Genomic DNA, 20,646 nt, shown 5'->3' with positions numbered 1-20,646 from the left:
GTGAAGGCCTCCTTTGCACAAGGAGGCCTTCACGGGCTGTGCCTGCTGGGCCGCCCCCTGACAGCGGTCCAGACGGCGGGATCAGCCGACGATCTGCTCGACGATCTTCTTCGCGTCGTTGATGGGGATCGCGAAACCGATGCCGATGCTGCCGGTCGATGCCGGGTTGTACAGCGCCGAGTTGATGCCGATGACGTTCCCCTGCGCGTCGACCAGCGCGCCGCCCGAGTTGCCCTGGTTGATCGGGGCGTCGGTCTGGATCGCGGTGTAGCTCGGCCCGGCTTCGTTCGTGGTCCTGCTGTAGGGCGAACGCCGTTCCTGCCCGCTGCTCAACTCGTCGAGCTTGCGGTTCAGCGCGCTCACGATCCCGGTGGTCACGGTGTTCTGCAGCCCGCCGGGCGAGCCGATCGCGACGACCTGCTGGCCGACGGCGAGCTTGCTGGAATCGCCGAGCGAAGCCGGGGTCAGCCCGCTCGCGTTCTTCGCCTGGAGCACCGCGATGTCGGCCTTCGTGTCGGCGCCGACCACGCTCGCCTTGTACTGCTTGCCGTCGGACAATGTCACGGTCACATCGCCCTCGGCGTCCGCGACGACGTGGGCGTTGGTGAGGATGCGCCCGTCCGCCGTCAGGATGACGCCGGAGCCGACGGCCTCACCCTGGGCGGTGGTCACGTTCACCTGCACGACGCTCGGCGTCACCTTCGCGGCGACCCCGCTGACGTCACCCGAAGTGTTGTTCCCGACCAGTTGCCCGTTGGCGACCGCGGACGAACCCGTGCCCGACGCCGACGACGTGGAGCCGAGCCCCATGATCGCGGCTCCACCGACACCGCCGACGAGTGCGGCGGCGAGCGCCGTCGCACTCACGAGGACGGCGACCCGGCCGCCCTTCTTGCGTGGTGGCGGGGTGACGAGTGGATTCGGCGCGGCCTGCCAAGGGGTGTAACCGGGGTACTGCTGCTGGTGCGGCGGCTGGTGCCCACCGGTTGAGGCGGGGCCTGGCCGACTCTCGTTCTCGGTCATGGAACAAGATTCGCGCCCGTACTTGTGAACCGCCTGTGGAATACCCCTGCGCTTTCCTGAGAAGAATTACCTGAGAAACTCAGTCGAAGAAGGCAGGCACGTCCAGCGCTCCGCCCGACGCCTCGAACTCCTCGTGTACCGCTGCGCGGAGCTTCGCGTCGGCCAGGTAGTCGACGGCCGTCAGAGCCAGCCCCAGCGCGCCGTCGACGACCGCGCGATCGCCGTCGGGCGAACCGGCCGCGGCCGCGAACTCCTTGGTGTGCAAGGCGGTCGTCGGTCCGGCGATGGCGATCATCGGGTGGATCGCGGGCATCCGGTAGGAGAGGTTGCCGAGATCGGTCGAGCCGGTGAGGAATTCGGGCACGATCCCCGGTGGCAGCGGTTTGCGGCCGGCGTCGACCTGATGCACCGACCAGCGTCCGGCGAGGGTGGTGTTGAACCGGATCGGCAGATACGCGGGCTGGGCGTCCCAGCGGAGTTCGACTCCGCAGCCGGTCATCTCCGCCGCGCCGCGCGCGATCGCCGAAACCCGCTCGGCGAGGTCGCGCAGCGTGTCCGGCTGCGCGGACCGGAGATAGAACAGCAGCGCCGCGCGTTCGGGGACGACGTTCGGCCGCGCGCCGCCGTCGGTGAAGACGCCGTGGACGCGGTCACTGGAGGGCAGATGCTGCCGAAGCGCCGCGACACCCTGGTATGCCGCGACGGCGGCGTCGAGCGCGTTGCGCCCCATGAACGGCTGAGCCGACGCGTGCGCGCCGACGCCGTGGAACACCATCTCCAGCTGCCGCCTGCCGAGGAACGGGTGCATGGCGATGTCGTGACTGAACGGATGCAGCATGAGCACGGCGTCGACGTCGTCGAAAACACCGGCGCGGGCCATGGTCTCCTTGCCGCCACCGCCTTCCTCCGCCGGCGTGCCGATCAGCGAGACCCGGCCGCCCAGCCGTTGCGCGACCGCGGCCGCGCCGAGGAAGCCGCCCGCTCCGGCGGTGCAGATGACGTTGTGCCCGCAGCCGTGGCCGAGTCCGGGGAGCGCGTCGTACTCGGAGAGGACAGCGATATGCGGCCCGCTGCCGGGGGTGGTCGCGACCAGGGCGGTGTCGAGCCCGCCCGCGCCGATCGTCACCTCGTGGCCGTGCCGCTCGAGCAGGTCGCCGAGCGCGCGGACCGAGCGGTGCTCGGCGAAACCCTCTTCGGGGTGAGCGTGCAGGTCCTGGCTCAGCCCCACCAATTCCGCTTCCAGCGCGCGGATCTCGGTGCTGACGGCGTCCCGCGTGGCGGCGTCGGCACCGTCATGGGGCGAGCCGAGTGGTTCGGCCGCGGCGACGGCGTCCGCGGTCGCTTCGACCAGCGAGCGGAGGTAGCTGTCGTCGGGAGGAATCGGCGAAGCGTGCTCAGAGCGGATCATTTCCGGATGTTAACGCCTAGCTCGCCCGTGACGATCTGCGTGACACCGGAGTACCGCTCGCCGATGTGGTCGAAGCCGCGCCGGACCAGTTTCACCGCTATCTCGCCGCGATCGAACATCCGTTGCCCGCTCAGCCTCCCGAGGACGGTGTCCGCCAGCCGCATCGGCTGATCGCCGTGCCGGGCGCTGGTCAGCAGTACCAGCGAGCCACCGGGTTTCAGCACGCGAGCGAACGAATCCAGGGCCGCGTCCGGGTCGGCGAACATGTGCAGCGCGGCGAAACAGCAGACGCCGTCCACAGTGGAATCGTCGAGCGGCAGATCGACGGCGTCGGCGCGCAGATACGTCACCGAGGCGGGATTGGGCGCGGCGAGCGCCTTCTCCAGCATGGTGACCGAACCGTCGAGGCCGATGGAGAGCCCGTCCGGGCCGACGGCCTCGCCGAAAGCGCGGGTGAACCTGCCGGTGCCGCAGGCGACGTCCAGCGCGACCTGTCCGGGGCGCAGGGCGAGCGCTTCGATCGCGATGCGGACCTCGTCCGCCATGCTGGGGCCGGTCAGTCCTTTCGCGACCCTGCCCAGCGTCGGGCGCCAGTACCGCTCGTAGATCATCGGCACGGCGGAGGTGCGCATCAGCCGCTGCGCGAGCCCGGTCGGCGGCCCCGCCTGCGGGATTTCTCCCAGCAGATCAAGGAATCCCTTGCCCTCGCCGGTGGACGTGGTGCCCGGCCGCAGCAGGCTCCTCAGACGTTCGCGATGGTCCGGCATGGCTGCTCCCTTCACGATGTTCACCCGAGAATCTGCCATGACCGGCCCATTCGCGACATTCCCGCCGCCGCGACCCGAAACTGTCGGTGGCCGTCTCTAACGTCGGAGGGAGTCGCCGTTCCCCAGCCGAAGGAGCCCGAAATGACCGGCTCGATCCTGCAGCACACCGCCTCGACCACGCTTCGCATCCCGGTACGCGGTCCGTTCGATCTCGACAAGTCCATCCGCTTCCTGACCGATTTCCCGCCCGCGTGCCGCGCGGACGCCGCCGCCGAGCCCGGCACCCTGCGCTTCGCCTTCCCCGCCGAAGCGGGTTGGGAGCACGTCGGTGCGGCCGTCAGACAGAGATCGCCCGGCACGATCGAGGTGGAGGTCTTCGCCGAAGAAGGGCTCGCCGTCGAGGTCGGTGCCCAGGTCCGGCGGATCCTCTCGGTGGATGTCGACAGCGTCGGCTTCGCCAAGATCGGCACGGCGGATCCGGTGGTGCGCCGCCTGCAACAGGAGCATCCCGGGTTGCGTCCCGTGCTGTTCCATTCGCCCTATGAAGCGGCCTGCTGGGCGATCCTGAGCCATCGGACGCGGATGTCGCAGGCCGCCACGGTGAAAAGGCGGCTCGCCGAGGAGTTCGGCAGGCCGGTGGACGTCGGCGGGCACGTCCTCAGGTCGTTTCCCGGGCCGGACGTGCTGGCCGGGCCCGAAGCCGGACGCGGTCTGCCGGAGGTGAAGGCCGAGCGGTTGCGCGCGGTGGCCAACGCCGCCAAGGACGGTCTGCTCGACGCCGCGTACCTGCGCGCGATGCCGGTGCCGGAAGCGTTGCGCTGGTTGCAGCTTCTGCCGGGGATCGGCCCGTTCTCGGCACAGCTGATCCTGATCCGGGGCGCCGGGCATCCCGACGTCTTCCCCGCCGGCGAGCCGCGGCTGCAGGAGGCGATGCGCGCCGCGTACGACCTGCCGGAGGCACCGCCCGAGGAGCTGGAGGAGCTTTCCGCGGTCTGGCGGCCGTTCCGCAGCTGGGTGGCCTTCGCCTTGCGCAACGACCCGGAGTTTCGCACGCGGGGGATCGGGGGTTCCATGACCGCCTGACACAGGACATATCCGGCCTGTGGTGAGCTGGTGAGGTGAGCTCGTCTCCCGCCGAAACGGTTTCCGACATCGCCCAGTCCACTCCGCCCGGCACGATCACCCTGGTCACCGGTGGTCTCGCACTGCTCGTGGTGCTCTCGGGCAGGCCTTGGCGGATCGCCCGCAACCTGATCACGCTCGTCCACGAGGCAGGCCACGCGCTGGCGGCGGTGCTGGTCGGGCGACGGCTGCAGGGCATCAAACTGCACTCGGACACCTCCGGCGTCACCGTCTCCCGCGGCAAACCGGAGGGGCCGGGGATGGCGTTCACCGCGCTGGCCGGGTACCCGGCGGCCGCGGTGCTCGGGCTGGTGTTCGCGGGGCTGCTCTCGTCGGACCTGATCACCGTCGTGCTCGTCGTGATGGCCCTGATGCTGCTGGGTGTGCTGGTGATGGTGCGCAACACCTACGGGGTGTTCACCGTGATCGCCAGCTCGGTGGTGCTCGGGCTGGTCGCGCTGGTGGCGCCGTCGTGGTTCCAGGCGATCTTCGTCTACCTGCTGACCTGGTTCCTGCTGTTCGGTGGCGTCCGGCCGGTGGTCGAGCTGCAGATCAAGCGGCGCAGGGGAGCGGCGAGGGATTCCGACGCCGACCAGCTCGGCAGGCTCACCGGGATGCCCGCGGTGCTGTGGGTGCTGGTGATGGCCGTGCTGACGGTGAGCTGTCTCTTCGCGGGCGGGTTGTGGCTGCTGGAGCCGACCGTCGCCTGACCGGGGCGGTACGGCAGACTGATGGCTCGTTCCGCGCGGAAGGAGTCAGCAGATGGACGAGGTCGCCAAGGCCGTCGAGGAATGCGCTCGATCGGCGAAACGGGCCGCACCGTCGCTGGCAGCCGCCTCCCCGGAAGCGATCGACGCCGCGCTGAACGCCATGGCGGACAAGCTCGTCGAGCACGCCGACGTCGTGCTGGAGGCGAACCAGGCCGACATCGCCAAGGCACGCGAAGACGGGATGAGCGCGGGCCTGCTCGACCGGCTCACCATCACCCCCGAGCGGCTGACCGGCATGGCCGAACAGCTCCGTCTCCTGGCGGGAGCGCCGCATCAGGAGCGCTCCGTCGACGTGTCCACTTTGGACGGAGGGCTGCGGCTGGTGGAGCGCCGTCGCCCGGTCGGCGTGATCGGGGCGAACTACGAGGCGCGCCCGAACGTCACGGTCGACGTCGCGTCGCAGCTGGTGAAGTCGCGCAACGGCGGCGTGCTCCGCACGGGCTCCGCCGCGCTCGGCTCGGCCCACCGCCTGCGCGAGACCGTGATCGCGCCCGCGCTCTCCGAAGCGGGCATCGACCCGGACGTCATCCAGCTGGTGCCGCGCGCCGAACGGGAAGCGGCTTCCGCGCTGGTCCGGTTCCCCGCGCTCGTGCCGCTGGTCATCCTGCGCGGCAGCGGTGACAGCACCAGGGCGCTGGCCACCGAGGCCGCCGTCCACGGCGTCCGCACGCTGGCCCACGCCGACGGCGGCGGCGTGCTGTACGTCGACGAAGCGGCCGACACCGACAAGGTGCGCGACCTGGTCTTCAACAGCCTCGACCGGCTCGGCGTCTGCAACCGGCTGAACCTGCTGCTGATCCACGAAGACGCGCACGACCGTGTGTGGCCCGGCATCTCCGGCGCGCTGGCCGAGCGCGGTGTCACGCCGTCGCTCGCCCCGCACGAGCACGCCATCGGCTACGAATGGGCGCTCGACTCGGACCGCGAAGCGACCGTCACCGTCGCGAAGGTCTCCGGCCTGCCCGAGGCGGCGGAGATCGCCAACGAGCGGACCTCGGGCCTCGCCGCCGGCATCGCGACCGAAAGCAGCGAAGCCGCCGACGCGTTCTTCGACGCGTACACCGGCACCGGCGTCTTCTGGAACGCCCCGACCCGGCTGCTCGACGGCTTCAAGCTCCTCGCCGTCCCCGAGACCGGCATCAACCTGGACAAGGTCCCCGGCCCGCGCGGCCCGGTCACCTACACCGACCTCTACGTGCGGCAATACGCCGTGCTGCCCGCCTGACCTCGCGTTGGTCGTGAGTGGCGATTCGGGTTAGAACACGAAACGCCACTCACGACCGGCTCGCTCGCGGAAGTGGTAGCAAAGGTCCCTTGCTCTCCCCAGCGGGGGATCAGCGCCGCCGCCGCTTCGACCGAGGCCGTGGCGGCAAGGAGTCCGCGTCCTCGACCTCGTCCGGAGCGGGCGCCGGGTCCGGAGTGGCGTCGGTCAGTCCCAGCATCTCCGCCGCGAGCTGCTGAGAAGACGCGAACATGCCCGCTGGCCGGTCTCGCGCCCGGCGCAGGGACGAAGGGCGCAGCCGGTTGTAGCCCCGCACCGAAACCGGCCGCCGCGTGCGGACCTCGAACTGCGGGAATTCCGAGAGTTCGGTGGCGAGTTCCTTGTCCACCAGGATGGTGCCCGGCCGCGCGGTCGAGGTGAGGCGGGCGGCGAGGTTCACGACCGAGCCGTAGACGTCGCCGAACCGGCTGAGGATCCGGCCCGACGCCAGACCGGCGCGCACGGAGGGCAGGGCTTCGTCGGCGTCGGCGCGTTCGGACAGGGTGAGGGCGATCTCGGCGCCGTCGACGGCTGAATCGGCGACGAACAGGACCTCGTCGCCGATCATCTTCACGATCCGTCCGTGGTGGTCGGCGATCACCTCGGTGGCGACGGATTCGAACCGGTCGAGGATGTCGGTCAGCTCTTCTTCGTCGACCTGCCTGGTCAGCCGGGTGTAGCCGACCATGTCGACGAACCCGACCACCTCGGTCCTGGCCTCGAGGTCCTCGTCGGGCTGGGCCATCGCCCGGCCCGCGTAGGCGGCGAGGTGACGGCGCCAGACGAACTCCTGCACCTTCTCCAGCTCGGGGAGCAGCCGTTCGACGAGCCGCCCGATCTGGCGTTCGCTGCTGCCGATCTCCTTGTTCTCGGTGATCATCGTCCACAGCATGTGGACCTGCCATTCCGCGAGGCGCGAAAGGTGCTGACCCAGCGCGCGCGTCACGGCCAGTTCGATGCTCGGGTCGATCAGCCCCGAGTTCATCAGCTGATCGGCCGTGCGGATCGCTTCGATGTCGGCGTCGGTGAAGACGACCTCGTCGTCATCGACGGTCGCGAAGCCCAGCGCACGCCAAAGCCGCCGAGAGCGTTCCTCGGGAACGCCTGCCTTCTCGGCGACTTCGAGCCGGGTGTACTTGCGTTTTCCGCCGAGCAGGATCCGTTCGAGGCGCTGTTGCAGCGCGTCGGGCGAGATCTCGCCGGGCTCGGGCATCAGGTGGTGTGGACGATGAGCACGTCCACCCCGGACTTCCGCGCGACTTCGGACGGCACGGAGCCGAGGATGCGGCCCGCGAGCGTGTTCAGCCCGCGGTTGCCGACCACCAGCAGGTCCGCGGAGCGCTCGGCGACGACCTTGCGCAGCGAGTCGACCGGGTCACCGACGACCGCCGCGGTCTCGATGGTCTTCGCGCCGGCCTTCGCCGCCCGGTCCCGGGCGGACAGGAGGGTGTCCTCGGCCGGTGCCGAGCCCACCACCTGGTACGCCTCGTCACCGAGGACGTCCTGCGCCTTCTCCACGTCGCCCTTATTGGCGGGGTAGTAGGCGCACACGATGACCAGGGTCGCTCCGGAGTCCCCGGCGACGCCCGCCGCGCGGTCGACCGCGGCGAACGAGGAATCCGATCCGTCCGTGCCCACGACCACGGTCCGATATGCAGCCATCCGCAACCTCCACCGATCTGACAGCCCGCACCTGCGTGCGAGCAGCGACGATAACCGCTCGTCGGCGGCCCCGCAGGTCCGTCGTGAGCACGGTCGGGTGAAAAGGTTACTCGCCAGTCGGTTTCTGCGCTGCCGCAGGTCGCGGTGAAGGCTTCGCGCCGGATGTGGCCTTCGGCACATCGGCCGTCCGGAGCTGCACGGTGGCTTCCGCGTCGGGCGACGGCTTCGCCTTCAGGTCCGCCGGGATGTGCGGCTCGTCACCGAGCACGTGCGTCGCCTCGGCGAGCGCGGTCCGCGCGGTGCGGACCTGCTCGGCCAGGCTGGAGCGCACCTTGCGGAGCGCTTCGACCCGTTCGGTGGCCTGCGTGATCCGCCGGTTGGACTCTTCGGTGGCCTGCCGGACGCGGCGGCGTGCCTCGTCGGCCGCCTCGGCGAGCCTGGCGTTGGCCTCGGTGATCGAGTCCTGCTTGCGCTTGTTGGCGTCGGCGACGGACTCGCGCTGACGGCGTTCGATATCGGCCTTGGCCGCCGTCTCCTCTTCGAGCACCTTCGCGCGGATGGCGGCGGCGTCCTCGGTGGCCTCGCGGACGCGGCGCGCCGCCTCGGCCTTGCTCGCGGCCTCCTGCTCGGCCAGCGCGTGCATGGCCTCGGTGCGCCGCGACGCCATCGCGATCTCGAAGTCCTCTTCGACCTGCGTGCGGCGCTGCTGCGCCTCGGCGTCGAGCTTGTCGCGCTCGGCCTTCGCCTTGTCGGTGATGTCCTTCGCCTCGGCGCGTGCCTTCTCCAGCACGCCGCGGTGCTCGGCCTCCATCTCCTTGCGACGGAGGTCGAGCTCGTTGAGCAGCTGCTCGTAGCGGGCCCGCATCGCGCTCGCGTCGGTCTCCGCCTTGGCGCGGATGTGCCCGGCTTCGGCTTCCGCGCGCGCCTTGGTGTCGGCGGCCTCGTCCTGCGCGAGCCGCAACATGCGCTGCAGCCGCTCGGAAAGGCCTTCGACGCTCGTCGGCGGCTGGGCGAGCCTGTCGACCTGCCCGCGCAGGTCCGCGATCTCGCCGCGCGCGATCTCCAGCTGCCGTGCCAGGTCTCCCGCCTGTGCGATGGCGGCATCGCGATCGGCGGTGAGCATCTTCAGATCGGCGTCCAGCCGTTCGAGATGTTCGTCGACCTGCGCACGGCTGTAACCGCGCTTCGCCACGTCGAAGCCGGCTCCCAGCGGCACTAGCTCCCGTTCCTCGCCAAGGCTCATCCTTCTACCGTAGTCGAGCTGGAGTCACGGAAGGGTGAGCACCCACGCAACGCGCGGCGAAAGCGCGTTCTGGCGCGCTAAACGTTCCGGAAGGCGTTGATCCCGTCGATGTGCTTTTCGCGCAGCTCGTGGTTCCGGACGCCCAGACCTTCTTCCGGCGCAAGGGCGAGCACGCCGACCTTGCCCTGATGCGCGTTGCGGTGGACGTCCAGCGCGGCCTGTCCGGTGTCCTCGAGCGCGTAGGTCTTCGACAGCGTCGGGTGGATCAGACCTTTCGCGATCAGCCGGTTCGCCTCCCACGACTCGCGGTAGTTGGCGAAGTGGCTGCCGATGATCCGCTTCAGGTTCATCCACAGGTAGCGGTTGTCGTATTGGTGCATGTAGCCCGAAGTCGACGCGCACGTGACGATCGTGCCGCCCTTGCGAGCGGCGTAGACGGAAGCGCCGAAGGTTTCGCGGCCCGGGTGCTCGAAGACGATGTCCGGGTCCTCGCCGCCGGTCAGCTCGCGGATCTTCTTGCCGAACCGCTGCCACTCCTTCGGGTCCTGGTTGTTTTCGTCCTTCCAGAACTTGTAGCCCTCGGCGTTGCGGTCGATGATCAGCTCCGCGCCCAGCTTCCGGCAGATCTCCGCCTTTTCGGGGCTGGAGACCACACACACCGGGATGGCGCCGCCGTTGAGCGCGTACTGCGTCGCGTAGGAGCCGAGGCCACCCGAAGCGCCCCAGATCAGCACGATGTCGCCCTGCTTCATGTCGGCACCGTTGCGCGAGACGAGCTGGCGGTAGGCCGTGGAGTTCACCAGACCGGGGGAGGCGGCCTCTTCCCAGGTGAGGTGGTCCGGCTTCGGCATCAGCTGGTTCGACTTCACGAGCGCGATCTCGGCGAGCCCGCCGAAGTTCGTCTCGAAACCCCAGATCCGCTGCTCGGAGTCGAGCATCGTGTCGTTGTGCCCGTCCGGGCCTTCGAGTTCCACGTTGAGGCAGTGGGCGACGACCTCGTCGCCCGGCTTCCAGTTGTGCACGCCGGGCCCGGTGCGCAGCACGACGCCGGACAGATCCGAGCCGACGACGTGATAGGGCAGGTCGTGGCGCTTCGACAGCGGCGAGAGCCGCCCGTAGCGCTCCAGGAACTTGAACGTCGACACCGGTTCGAAGATCGAGGTCCAGACGGTGTTGTAGTTGATCGCGCTCGCCATGACCGCGACCAGCGCCTCGCCCGGGCCGAGCTCCGGCACCGGGACCTCGTCCACGTGCAGCGACTTGCGCGGGTCCTTGTCCCGGCTTTCGAGGCCTTCGAACATGTCGGCCTCGTCCTTGTGCACGGTCACCCCGCGATAGGTCTCCGGCACGTCGAGCGACGCCACGGCGCCGAGGTCATCGTTCAGAATGGCCTGCTGGATCTCGCCGAGCTGCGACATCGGAACCTCCGCGATTGGGGTCATGGCGTTGGGGCCACAAATTACTCACGGGTAACCAAGTCCACAACTGTACGAGACGTGGAGCACGTCCACATGCCGAAGTGTTATCGACGGGTCTTGACCGGCCGGCCAACCAAGCGGACCATCGGATGTGGAGATCTCTCCGACCTGCAGGTTCAGCCGATATTCGGAGGTGAGCACGCATGAATGAACCCACGACGCGCCCTTGGACCCGTCCCCATGACTGGGCGGAGGTGGTCATCGGTGTCGTCGTCGCGCTTTCACCCCTCTGGATGACCACGGACAACACCGCCATGTGGACGCTCGTCGTCCTCGGCGCACTGATCGCCCTCGACGGTCTCGCGTCGCTTGCGATGCCTGGCATGGTCTACGGCGAAGGCATCCAGATCGTTCTGGGCGCGCTGCTGTTCATTTCGCCCTGGGTGATGGGATACGCCGACTTCATGGGCGCGTCCTGGACCGCTTGGATCGGTGGCGTCCTGACCGTGGTGGCCGGGGCGGCGGCGATGCCGATCGCCCAGGCGACGCACAAGATGGCGGGACAGCACTGACCCGGGAGGAAACGGCGTGAAAGAGGATTCGGCGAAACAGCGCATCCTGCGAGCCGCGGAGGCGCTCTTCGCCGAATCCGGTTTCGACGCCACGCCCACTTCGCGGATCGCGGAGCGGGCGGGCGTGCCGAAAGGCCTCGTGCACTACTACTTCCGGCGCAAATCGGATCTGCTGGCCGCGCTGGTCGCCGAGCTGCCCGACGCCCGGATCGAACCGGCCGTCGTGGTGGTCCCCGGCGACCTCGCGGGCAGCCTGCGCGGCCTCGTCGTGGAACTCGACAGGCGGTTCAACCGGTCGCTGGCGCTCTCGCACCTGCTGTGGCGGGAGGCCGATACGCACCGCGCGGTCCGCGACGCGCTGGCCGAACGGTTCCAGCAGCTCGTCCGGCAGGTGAAGGCGGTGATCGTCGCCGCGACCGGCGGCAAACTCGCCATCGCCGACGTCGATTCGGCCTCGGGGCTGCTCGCGCGGGCGGTGAGCCACCGCCACGCGACGGCACGGCACACCGAGGACGGGGACCCCGCCGAAATCGACCGCGAGGTCCTCTTCATCGCCTCAGCGCTGACGCGTGGTCAGTGACCGTCCTTCGCGGGCTCGACCAGTTCCACCAGCACACCGCCGGCGTCCTTGGGGTGGACGAAGTTCACCCGGCTGTTGGACGTGCCGCGTTTCGCCTCGGCATACAGCAGCCGAAGTCCCTGCGCGCGCAGAGCCTCGGCCGCGGCGTCCACATCGGACACCCGATAAGCCAGCTGCTGCAGCCCGGGCCCGCTCTTCGCGAGGAACTTGCCGATCGCGGAATCCTCGCGCAGCGGCGCGAGGAGCTGGATCGCGGTCTCGGTCCCGGCGGTGCCCGGCGCGCGCAGCATCGCCTCGCGGACACCCTGCTCCTCGTTGATCTCCTCGTGCGCGACCTCCAGGCCGAAATGCTCGGCGTGGAAGGCGATCGCGGCGTCGAGATCGGGTACCGCGATGCCGACGTGGTCGATGGCCGTCACGAACGGTTTCAGCGCCTGGTTCATGCAGAGCAGGATAGGTGTGCGGGCGGGCGGACCGGCGTGCGCCGCCTCACACTGGCTCCATCAAGACGCCCGCGACCCGGGTATGGTCGCGAAGACCCATTTTGCCCTCGCGTCGATGCTTGGAGGACGCCGTGTCCGGTTCCGTGATCCTGGGTGCCGCCCGTACACCGATCGGGCGTTTGCTCGGTTCCCTGAAGGATTTCTCGGGCGCACAACTCGGCGGCTTCGCCATCAAGGCGGCGCTGGAGCAGGCCGGTGTCTCGCCGGAAGCGGTCCAGTACACGATCATGGGCCAGGTGCTCACCGCGGGCGCGGGCCAGATCCCCGCCCGGCAGGCCGCGGTCGCCGCAGGCATCCCGATGAGCGTCCCGGCGCTGACCGTCAACAAGGTCTGCCTCTCCGGCCTCGACGCCATCGCGCTGGCCGACCAGCTCATCCGCGCGGGTGAGTTCGACCTGATCGTGGCCGGTGGCCAGGAGTCGATGACCCAGTCGCCGCATCTGCTGCCGAAGTCCCGCGCCGGGTTCAAGTACGGCGACACCACGCTCGTCGACCACATGGCCTACGACGGCCTGTTCTGTGCCTTCGACCAGGTCGCGATGGGCGCCTCGACCGAGAAGTACAACGGCCGCTACGGGATCACCCGCGAGCAGCAGGACGAGTTCTCCGCGCGTTCGCACCAGCGTGCCGCCGCCGCCATCGCCGAGGGCCGCTTCGACGCCGAGATCGCGCCGGTGTCGATCCCGCAGCGCAAGGGCGACCCGGTCGTCTTCTCCCAGGACGAGGGTGTCCGCGCCGACACCACCGCCGAAAGCCTCTCGAAGCTGCGTCCCGCCTTCGCTTCGGACGGCACCATCACCGCCGGTTCGGCGTCGCAGATCTCCGACGGCGCGGCCGCGGTCATCGTCGCGAGCAAGGCCAAGGCCGAGGAGCTGGGCCTGACCCCGCTCGCCGAAATCGGCGCGCACGGTGTGGTCGCCGGTCCGGACGCCAGCCTGCACGAGCAGCCGTCGAACGCGATCCTGGCCGCGCTGGCCAAGGAGAAGCTGACCGCGGACGCGCTCGACCTGATCGAGATCAACGAGGCCTTCGCCGCCGTCGGCGTGGTCTCGGCCGACAAGCTCGGCGTGAGCGCGGACAAGGTGAACGTCGACGGCGGTGCCATCGCGCTCGGTCACCCGATCGGCGCGTCCGGCGCGCGGCTCGCCGTGCACCTGATCCACGAACTCCGCCGTCGCGGTGGCGGCCTCGGCGCGGCCGCCCTCTGCGGTGGTGGCGGCCAGGGCGACGCGCTGCTCCTGCGCGTTCCGTAAAGCCCTTGCCGGTACAGCTGGACATCGACGAACTGGTCGGTCGCGCGCGGGACGGCGTCCCCCGCGCGATCGCCCGGTTGCTGTCGCTGGTCGAGGACGCCCATCCGCGGTTGCCCGAAGTCGCGGCGAAGCTGACGCCGCACACCGGCAACGCGCGGGTCGTCGGACTGACCGGACCGCCCGGTGTCGGCAAGTCGACATCGACTTCGGCGCTGCTCACGGCACTGCGGGCGAAAGGCCTGCGCGTCGGCGTGCTGGCGATCGACCCGTCGTCGCCGTTCTCCGGCGGCGCATTGCTCGGCGACCGGATCCGGATGACCGAACACGCCACCGATCCCGGCGTGTTCATCCGGTCGATGGCCACGCGCGGCCACCTCGGCGGGTTGTCGTGGGCGACGCCGCAGGCTGTCCGGGTACTCGACGCGGCCGGGTTCGACGTCGTGCTGATCGAGACCGTCGGCGTCGGTCAGTCCGAAGTGGACGTCGTGAAACTGGCCGACACCACGGTGGTCCTGCTCGCGCCCGGGATGGGCGACGGGATCCAGGCGGCCAAGGCCGGCGTGCTGGAGATCGCGGACGTGTTCGTGGTCAACAAGGCAGACCGCGAAGGCGCGGACGCGACCGTGCACGACCTCAAGCAGATGATCTCCTTGGTGCGCCGGGAGATCCGCGGTCCGAGCTGGCGTCAGCCGATCGTGCGAACGGTGGCCTCGCGCGGCGAAGGCGTCGAGGACGTCGTCCGCGCGCTCGACGAACACCACGATTGGCTGGTCCGGCGCGAAGAACTGCCCAGCCGTCGTGCGGCGCGGGCCCGGGACGAGGTCGAGGCGATCGCCGTGCAGCGGTTGCGCGCGGAACTCGTCGACCTGCGTTCCGGGGACCGGCTCGCCGAACTGGCCGAACGCGTGGTCGCGCGGGAACTCGACCCGTTCGCGGCGGCCGAAGAACTCATCGCGGACCTTCGCGGCTCGTGAGGATCAGAATTCGACGTACATCTTGATGTCGCCGAAGTCGCTGTCGAGATTGTCCAGATGGGCGATCGCGTCCTCTTTCCAGACTTCGAGCTGGTTGGTCTCGCCGTAGGTGAGCTCTTCGCCGTCGGCCACCTTGTGGGCGTACTTCGTGATCGTGACGGTCTGCCCCCGGCAGAACTCGACCCGCTCCAGGAACCTGTCCGCCATGTCGGGATCGAAGACGCGGCCCATCCGGACGTAGCCGTTGTTGATGTGCTCCTCGCAGTAGAAATGCGCCGCGGCCGAGGCGATCCACTCGGTCAGCGTCGGTTCGCGGGGCGGCCACTTCTCCCGTACGTGCGACTTGATCTCCCTGGCGAGGCGGATGACGCGGCGCCGTTCGAGGTCGCTCAGCCCGTCCTCCTTGCGGAAGTCCAGGATCATGTCGTCGACGACCTTGGCGAGCCTGAGCATGCGCGGTTTGTCGAGTTCGGCCGGCTTCTCCGGCGGCAGCCCCGCCATGACCCGCTCGTGCACGAGGACGTATTGCGTGTACGCGTACAGGAAGGTCAGGGCGTTCAGCTGCCATTGGTGTCGTTCGGCGATCTCCACGGCTCCGACCCTAACCGCGGACCTACTTCCGGACCTGTGTGAGCGCCGGGGATTCACCCTATGCTCTCTTCTTCGTCCACGGCTGGGAGGCAGGAACCGTGCAGAGGATCGCGAAGGTCTTTGTGGCAGTGCTGGGAGCCGGGCTGATGCTCGCGGCCGGCACCGGAACGGCGTCGGCGGAAGGCGCGCCGCCGAAGGTCACGAAGGGGCCGTGCCAGTACACGCAGACGCCGGACGAGCCGGCCGCGCGTCCGGTGCCGCTGCCGCCGGACCCCCGTCGTACGCCGGATCGGGGCAAGGTCCCCGTGCAGCTGAAGACCAACCAGGGCAAGATCGACCTGACCCTCGATCGGGCGAAGGCGCCCTGCACCGTGCAGAGCTTCCTGCACCTGGCGAAGCACCGCTTCTACGACCGCACGACGTGTCACCGGCTGACCGCGTACCCGACGTTGAAGGTGCTGCAGTGCGGTGACCCGAGCGGCACCGGCGAGGGCGGCCCCGGCTACAAGTACAAGGACGAACTGCCCGTCGGCCTGCCTCCCGCACCGACCGACCCGACCGGCGAGCGCAAGGTGTATTCGCGCGGCGTCCTCGCGATGGCCAACGCGGGCCCGGCGACGAACGGGAGTCAGTTCTTCGTGGTGTACGGCGACTCCGCGCTGCGGCCGAACTACACGATCTTCGGCACCGTCGGTCACGAAGGTCTCGAAACCCTCGACGACGTCGCCGCCGGCGGCATCGAGCCGACTCCGGAGAACCCCGCCCCGGTCGACGGCGCCCCGGTGCTGAAGACCGACATCCTCCGCGCCCGCGCCTGGTTCTGCTAGGTGACCTCGAAGATGGCCTCGCGCAAGGCCTGGGTGGCGCCGCCGAAAGCGTGTTTCGCGGCGGCGCCGTACCCGATGATGAGCCCTTCGCGCTGTGGCTCGCCGATCCAGTAGCCGCTGAGCCCTTCGAGCCCGATCGCGCGACGGCGGCAGGCGGCCAGCACCTCCATCTCCTTCGGGACTTCGCCGGGGAACTGGAGCACCAGATGCAGACCGGCGGAGATCCCTTGCGGCAGCACGGAATCCGGTAAGGCCGCGAGCAGTTCGTCCCGCCGGGAGCGGTATTCGATCCGGCAGCGGCGGATGTGCTGGTCGTACGCGCCGGATTCGATCAGTTCGGCCATCGCCAGCTGGTCCAAGAGCGCGGGACGGGCCCCGCTCGCGGCCATCTCCGCGCGCACCGGTTCGACCAGGAACCGCGGCAGCACCATCCATCCCAGGCGTAGCGACGGCGCGAGTGTCTTGCTCGTCGTGCCCACGTACACGACCCGTTCCGGTGCCAGCGCCTGCAACGCGCCGACCTGCTGGTGGTCGAAGCGGAACTCGCCGTCGTAGTCGTCCTCGATGACGACAGCACCGGTCTCCTCCGCCCAACGGGTGAGTTCCGCCCGGCGCCCCGGAGCGAGCGTGACACCCAGCGGATACTGGTGCGCCGGGGTGACCACCACCGCCGGACTGTCCAAAGAGGACACCGTGATCCCGTGATCGTCGACGGGGACGCCGGCCACGCGGGGACCGTTGGCGGCGGCGATGTTCCGGTAGATGTGCAGCGACGGGTTCTCGAACGCGATCTCGTCCGCGCCGCGCGCGTGCAGGACCCGCGCCAGGATCGCGATCGCGTGCGAGAACCCGGAGCACACCAGGATCCTCGCGGGGTCGGCGATCACGCCGCGGCTGCGTGCGAGATACGCGGAGAGCGTCTCCCGCAGTTCCGCCGCACCCGACTCGGCCGTGTAGTCGAACGCCGTCATCGGCGCCCGGTGCAGTGCCCGGCGGGTCGCCGCGAGCCAGGCCGACCGGGGGAACGCCGACAGGTTCGGCCTGCCGGGGCGCAGGTCCCAGCGCGGTGCCGGGTCGCGGGGGACGGGCCTCGGCGCCGACGCGGGCAGCGCGCCCGCCGTCGCGACGCGGGTCGGCGCGCCCTGCGCCGTCCGCAGGTAACCCTCGGCGGCGAGATCGGCGTAGACGCGGGTGACCGTTCCCCTGGCGACGCCGAGGTCCTGCGCCAAGGCCCTGGTCGAGGGCACCGTGGCACCCGCTTGCCACCGCCCTTCCCGGATGGCCGCGCGGATCGCCGTCGCGAGCCCGGTCCGGCCGCTTTCGGGACGCCAGTCCAGGTGGACGTCTATTCCCGAACTGGACCACGAATCTGCCATGACACTGGACCATACTCGTGGGCCAGTCGCCGCTAGATTCGCAGTCATGACCGAGCGAATCCACGTGGGCAAACGAGTGCCCGAGATCTACCAGGCCATGGCGAAGCTCCAGGCCGAAGTCGAGAAGGCCGCCGCCAACGCCGGGGTCGACCAGAAGATCCTCGAACTGGTGAAGATGCGCTCGTCGCAGATCAACCACTGCGCGTTCTGCCTCGACATGCACTCCCACGACGCGTTGCAGATGGGCGAGTCGCCGCGGCGGCTGTTCGTGCTGCAGGGCTGGCGGGAGACCGAACTGTTCACCGAGCAGGAGCGCGCCGCGCTCGCGCTCACCGAGGCGATCACGAACGTCGCGACCCTGCACGACGTCCCGGACGACGTCTACGAAGAGGCCACCCGCGTCTTCACCGAGGAGCAGTACCGCGCGATCGTCTGGGAGGCCATCGCGATCAACAGCTGGAACCGGATGTGCGTGACCAGCCACGCCCCGCTGCCCGAGCGCGCCGAATGACCGCGGCGCGGCTGCGGGAGCTGCACGTCGCGGGCCGGCCGCTCCTCCTGCCGAACGCGTGGGACGCCGACAGCGCGCGTCTCGTGGAGGCCGCCGGGTTCCCGGTCGTGGCGACGAGTTCGTTCGCCGTGGCCAAGGTCCTCGGGTACGAGGACGGGGAGGACGCGCCCGCCGAGGAGATGTTCGCGGCGGCCGCGAGGATCGCGCGGGCGGTCTCGGTGCCGGTGACCGTCGACGCGGAAGGCGGATACGGGCTCGAAGCGGGAGAACTCGCGGCGAGGCTGGCCGAGGTGGGCGCCGTCGGCTGCAACTACGAGGACACCGACCACGTCTCGGGCGGGGTACGCCCGCTCGAAGCACAGGCGGGACGGGTCGCGGAGTTGCGCGAGGCCGCCGGGGACGCGCTGGTGATCAACGCCCGCGTCGACGTCTTCCTCGGCGCGTCCGACGAGCGGGCCGTGCTGGACGACGCGATCCTGCGGGCCAAGGCGTATCTGGAGGCCGGTGCGGACTGCGTCTACCCGATCATGGTGAAGTCGCCGGAAGTGCTGGGCGAGTTCGTGAAGGCGGTGGCACCGGGGGCGGTCAACGCCGCTCCGATGCCTTCGGGCCCCGATCTCTCCGCGCTCGCCGCACTGGGGGTGGCGCGGATCTCGCTGGGCACCGGGCTGTGGAAGTCGGCAAGGGCCGATCTCCGCGCGAAGCTGGCCGAACTGACGGCGGGGAAGCTGCCTTACTGAATGGGAACCGGGACGGTGCGGCCGGGGGCGTTGGATGCCGGCCGCACCGTCCCGGCGATCAGTGGGCGACCGCCTTCTCGGCGCCCGCTCCGGTGAGCGACCGGACCTCCATCTCGGCGTACTTCTTCTGGTTGTGGTCCTTGGACAGCACGGTGCCGAGCCAGCCGAGGAAGAACGCGACCGGGATCGAGACGATGCCCGGGTTGTCCAGCGGGAACCAGTGGAAGTCGACACCCTGGATCATCGACGCGCTCTTGCCGGTCTTCGGGTCGACAGGCTTCCCCGAGACCGCGGGCGAGAACACGATCAGCACGATGCAGACCGCGAGACCGCCGTAAATGCTCCACAGCGCGCCTTGGGTGTTGAACCGCTTCCAGAACAGCGAGTACAGGATGGTCGGCAGGTTCGCCGACGCCGCGACCGCGAAGGCCAGCGCCACCAGGAACGCGATGTTCTGCCCGTTGGCGAGGATGCCGCCGAGGATCGCGACCGCGCCGATCACCAGCGCGGTGATCCGGGCGACCTTCACCTCCGAGGCCGGGCTCGCCTTGCCCTTCTTGATCACGTTGGCGTAGACGTCGTGCGCGAACGACGCCGACGCGGTGATCGTCAGTCCCGCGACCACGGCGAGGATCGTCGCGAAGGCGATCGCCGCGATCAGGCCGAGCAGGATCGGGCCGCCGAGTTCCAGCGCCAGCAGCGGGGCCGCCGAGTTCACGCCACCGGGCGCGGCCTTGATCTTGTCTGCGCCGACCAGCGCACCGGCGCCGTAGCCGAGCACCAGGGTGAAGAGGTAGAAGACGCCGATCAAGGCGATCGCCCACACCACGGAACGACGGGCTTCCTTCGCGGTCGGCACGGTGTAGAAGCGCATCAGGACGTGGGGCAGGCCCGCGGTACCGAGCACCAGCGCGATGCCCAGCGACAGGAAGTCGAGCTTCGTCGTGCCGGTCTTGCCGTACTGGTTGCCCGGCCCGAGCAGCGCCTCACCGGCCTTGCCCGCCTTGTCCACGGCGCCCTGCAGCAGCGCGGAAAGGTTGAAGCCGTACATGCCCAGCACCCACAGCGTCATCGCCAGCGCGCCGACGATGAGCAGCGCCGCCTTGATGATCTGGACCCAGGTGGTGCCCTTCATCCCGCCGATGAGCACGTAGGCGATCATGATGATGCCGACGATCACGATGATCGCGGCCTGCCCGGCCTTGCTCTCGATCCCGAGCAGCAACGCGACGAGGCCACCGGCACCCGCCATCTGCGCGAGCAGGTAGAAGAACGAGACGGCCAGGGTGGACGTCGCCGCCGCGGCCCGCACCGGGCGCTGCTTCATGCGGAACGCCAGCACGTCGCCCATGGTGAACTTGCCGGTGTTGCGCAGCAGTTCCGCGACCAGCAGCAGGGCGACCAGCCACGCGACCAGGAAGCCGATGGAGTAAAGGAAACCGTCGTAGCCGTAGACGGCGATCGCGCCCGCGATCCCGAGGAAGGACGCGGCGGACAGGTAGTCGCCCGCGATGGCGACGCCGTTCTGCGGACCGGTGAACGCGCGGCCGGCGGCGTAGTAGTCCGAAGCGGTCTTCGTGTTGCGGCTCGCCCGGAACACGACGAACAGGGTGACCACCACGAACAGGCCGAAGATGGTGATGTTGAGTACGGGGCTGCTGCCCTCGACTCCGGCGGCGAGGGTCATTTGGCCTCACTCTCGATGTCCGTGCGGATCTTCTCCGCGATGGGGTCGAGTTTCTTGTTCGCGTAGCGGACGTAGAGCCCCGTGATCACGAACGTCGAAACGAACTGCAGCAGCCCGAAGACGAGGCCGACGTTGATGTTGCCGACCAGCTTCGTGCTCATGAACCCGTGCGCGTAGTCGGCGAGCAGCACGTAGAGCAGGTACCAGAGAAGGAACAACGCCGAGACGGGGAAGACGAACCGGCGCAACCGAGCCCGAAGTTCCTTGAACTCCGCGCTGTCATGGGCTTTGTCCCAGTCCGTTTCCGGCGGACTGGGAGCGTTCGTTTCGGTACTCATCGTGCTCTCCTCGCACCGCG

Annotated in this window: 22 protein-coding genes; 10 read left to right on the top strand and 12 right to left on the bottom strand. The window is 69.5% G+C overall.

The genetic code is table 11. The annotated features are described in order from the left end of the window. Positions 1 to 81: 81 nt before the first annotated feature. From AVR91_RS20570 to AVR91_RS20560, 3 genes are all read right to left on the bottom strand, one after another. On the bottom strand, positions 82 to 1,023 hold the full coding sequence (locus AVR91_RS20570) for a S1C family serine protease (protein WP_063274446.1): 942 nt from the start codon (positions 1,021 to 1,023) through the stop codon (positions 82 to 84). A gap of 79 nt (positions 1,024 to 1,102) precedes the next feature. Further along, positions 1,103 to 2,431, bottom strand: coding sequence for a M20 family metallopeptidase (locus tag AVR91_RS20565; protein ID WP_063274447.1), 1,329 nt, complete (start codon positions 2,429 to 2,431; stop codon positions 1,103 to 1,105). Next, positions 2,428 to 3,198 carry a class I SAM-dependent methyltransferase gene (locus tag AVR91_RS20560; RefSeq protein WP_063274448.1) on the bottom strand — a complete coding sequence of 257 codons (771 nt, stop codon included), beginning with the start codon at positions 3,196 to 3,198 and terminating at the stop codon, positions 2,428 to 2,430. Before AVR91_RS20560 ends, AVR91_RS20565 begins: the two co-directional genes overlap by 4 nt. A gap of 141 nt (positions 3,199 to 3,339) precedes the next feature. Here AVR91_RS20560 and AVR91_RS20555 point away from each other — a divergent pair, with 141 nt between their 5' ends. The 3 genes from AVR91_RS20555 to AVR91_RS20545 are packed head-to-tail and all read left to right on the top strand — an operon-like array spanning position 3,340 to position 6,315. Further along, a complete protein-coding gene (locus tag AVR91_RS20555; RefSeq protein WP_063274449.1) occupies positions 3,340 to 4,281 on the top strand; it encodes a DNA-3-methyladenine glycosylase family protein in 942 nt (313 codons plus the stop codon). A 35-nt stretch (positions 4,282 to 4,316) separates the two neighbouring features. Continuing rightward, positions 4,317 to 5,030, top strand: coding sequence for a M50 family metallopeptidase (locus tag AVR91_RS20550; RefSeq protein ID WP_063274450.1), 714 nt, complete (start codon positions 4,317 to 4,319; stop codon positions 5,028 to 5,030). 52 nt (positions 5,031 to 5,082) lie between these two features. After that, the gene (locus AVR91_RS20545) at positions 5,083 to 6,315 is read left to right on the top strand and encodes an aldehyde dehydrogenase family protein (RefSeq protein ID WP_063274451.1); all 1,233 of its coding nucleotides are present in this window, start codon (positions 5,083 to 5,085) and stop codon (positions 6,313 to 6,315) included. A 109-nt stretch (positions 6,316 to 6,424) separates the two neighbouring features. On the opposite strand, the gene AVR91_RS20540 is transcribed toward AVR91_RS20545, so the two are convergent. The 4 genes from AVR91_RS20540 to ccrA all read right to left on the bottom strand — a co-directional run bounded on the left by AVR91_RS20540 (position 6,425) and on the right by ccrA (position 10,674). Then, positions 6,425 to 7,564, bottom strand: coding sequence for an adenylate/guanylate cyclase domain-containing protein (locus AVR91_RS20540; RefSeq protein ID WP_063274452.1), 1,140 nt, complete (start codon positions 7,562 to 7,564; stop codon positions 6,425 to 6,427). After that, positions 7,564 to 8,013, bottom strand: a complete 450-nt coding sequence (locus AVR91_RS20535; RefSeq protein ID WP_007031721.1) for a universal stress protein — start codon at positions 8,011 to 8,013, stop codon at positions 7,564 to 7,566. Before AVR91_RS20535 ends, AVR91_RS20540 begins: the two co-directional genes overlap by 1 nt. 106 nt (positions 8,014 to 8,119) lie before the next feature. Next, positions 8,120 to 9,256: a coiled-coil domain-containing protein gene (locus AVR91_RS20530; protein ID WP_228709265.1), complete on the bottom strand. Its 1,137-nt coding sequence runs from the start codon at positions 9,254 to 9,256 to the stop codon at positions 8,120 to 8,122. 77 nt (positions 9,257 to 9,333) lie between these two features. Then, positions 9,334 to 10,674 (bottom strand): crotonyl-CoA carboxylase/reductase, encoded by a 1,341-nt coding sequence (gene ccrA / locus AVR91_RS20525; RefSeq protein ID WP_063274454.1) that lies wholly within the window; start codon positions 10,672 to 10,674, stop codon positions 9,334 to 9,336. A gap of 203 nt (positions 10,675 to 10,877) precedes the next feature. Here ccrA and AVR91_RS20520 point away from each other — a divergent pair, with 203 nt between their 5' ends. Together AVR91_RS20520 and AVR91_RS20515 are read left to right on the top strand one after the other, a co-directional pair. Next, a complete protein-coding gene (locus AVR91_RS20520) occupies positions 10,878 to 11,246 on the top strand; it encodes an SPW repeat protein (protein WP_063274455.1) in 369 nt (122 codons plus the stop codon). A gap of 16 nt (positions 11,247 to 11,262) precedes the next feature. Next, positions 11,263 to 11,826 carry a TetR/AcrR family transcriptional regulator gene (locus AVR91_RS20515; protein ID WP_037341723.1) on the top strand — a complete coding sequence of 188 codons (564 nt, stop codon included), beginning with the start codon at positions 11,263 to 11,265 and terminating at the stop codon, positions 11,824 to 11,826. Here AVR91_RS20515 and mce read toward each other — a convergent pair. Then, positions 11,820 to 12,269, bottom strand: a complete 450-nt coding sequence (gene mce, locus AVR91_RS20510) for a methylmalonyl-CoA epimerase (protein ID WP_016336653.1) — start codon at positions 12,267 to 12,269, stop codon at positions 11,820 to 11,822. The genes AVR91_RS20515 and mce overlap by 7 nt on opposite strands. Before the next feature lie 131 nt (positions 12,270 to 12,400). Here mce and AVR91_RS20505 point away from each other — a divergent pair, with 131 nt between their 5' ends. Beyond that, positions 12,401 to 13,582 carry an acetyl-CoA C-acetyltransferase gene (locus tag AVR91_RS20505; protein ID WP_063274464.1) on the top strand — a complete coding sequence of 394 codons (1,182 nt, stop codon included), beginning with the start codon at positions 12,401 to 12,403 and terminating at the stop codon, positions 13,580 to 13,582. Positions 13,583 to 13,587: 5 nt separating this feature from the next. Continuing rightward, positions 13,588 to 14,556, top strand: a complete 969-nt coding sequence (meaB, locus tag AVR91_RS20500) for a methylmalonyl Co-A mutase-associated GTPase MeaB (RefSeq protein ID WP_063274456.1) — start codon at positions 13,588 to 13,590, stop codon at positions 14,554 to 14,556. 3 nt (positions 14,557 to 14,559) lie between these two features. Here the strand turns inward: meaB and AVR91_RS20495 are convergent, their stop codons facing one another. Continuing rightward, entirely contained in the window at positions 14,560 to 15,147 is a 588-nt protein-coding gene (locus AVR91_RS20495) for a hypothetical protein (protein WP_016336650.1), read from the bottom strand. A gap of 146 nt (positions 15,148 to 15,293) precedes the next feature. On the opposite strand from AVR91_RS20495, the gene AVR91_RS20490 reads away from it, so the two are divergent. Next, a complete protein-coding gene (locus AVR91_RS20490) occupies positions 15,294 to 15,974 on the top strand; it encodes a peptidylprolyl isomerase (RefSeq protein ID WP_063274465.1) in 681 nt (226 codons plus the stop codon). Here the strand turns inward: AVR91_RS20490 and pdxR are convergent. Continuing rightward, positions 15,971 to 17,350, bottom strand: coding sequence for a MocR-like pyridoxine biosynthesis transcription factor PdxR (gene pdxR, locus AVR91_RS20485; protein ID WP_063274457.1), 1,380 nt, complete (start codon positions 17,348 to 17,350; stop codon positions 15,971 to 15,973). The genes AVR91_RS20490 and pdxR overlap by 4 nt on opposite strands. A gap of 46 nt (positions 17,351 to 17,396) precedes the next feature. On the opposite strand from pdxR, the gene AVR91_RS20480 reads away from it, so the two are divergent. Both AVR91_RS20480 and AVR91_RS20475 read left to right on the top strand, forming a co-directional pair. Continuing rightward, positions 17,397 to 17,861, top strand: a complete 465-nt coding sequence (locus AVR91_RS20480; RefSeq protein ID WP_016336647.1) for a carboxymuconolactone decarboxylase family protein — start codon at positions 17,397 to 17,399, stop codon at positions 17,859 to 17,861. Then, positions 17,858 to 18,601 (top strand): isocitrate lyase/PEP mutase family protein, encoded by a 744-nt coding sequence (locus AVR91_RS20475; RefSeq protein WP_063274458.1) that lies wholly within the window; start codon positions 17,858 to 17,860, stop codon positions 18,599 to 18,601. Before AVR91_RS20480 ends, AVR91_RS20475 begins: the two co-directional genes overlap by 4 nt. A 58-nt stretch (positions 18,602 to 18,659) precedes the next feature. On the opposite strand, the gene AVR91_RS20470 is transcribed toward AVR91_RS20475, so the two are convergent. Both AVR91_RS20470 and AVR91_RS20465 read right to left on the bottom strand, forming a co-directional pair. Then, a complete protein-coding gene (locus AVR91_RS20470) occupies positions 18,660 to 20,288 on the bottom strand; it encodes a solute symporter family protein (RefSeq protein ID WP_076857388.1) in 1,629 nt (542 codons plus the stop codon). Next, complete coding sequence (locus tag AVR91_RS20465; protein WP_063272717.1) at positions 20,285 to 20,626, bottom strand: DUF485 domain-containing protein; 342 nt, start codon at positions 20,624 to 20,626, stop codon at positions 20,285 to 20,287. Before AVR91_RS20465 ends, AVR91_RS20470 begins: the two co-directional genes overlap by 4 nt. Positions 20,627 to 20,646: the final 20 nt, after the last annotated feature.

Source organism: Amycolatopsis keratiniphila subsp. keratiniphila (genome assembly GCF_001620365.2).
Classification (GTDB): Bacteria; Actinomycetota; Actinomycetes; order Mycobacteriales; family Pseudonocardiaceae; genus Amycolatopsis; species Amycolatopsis keratiniphila.
Note: the sequence above shows the minus strand (reverse complement) of the source record. Positions and strands in the feature narration are given on the sequence as shown.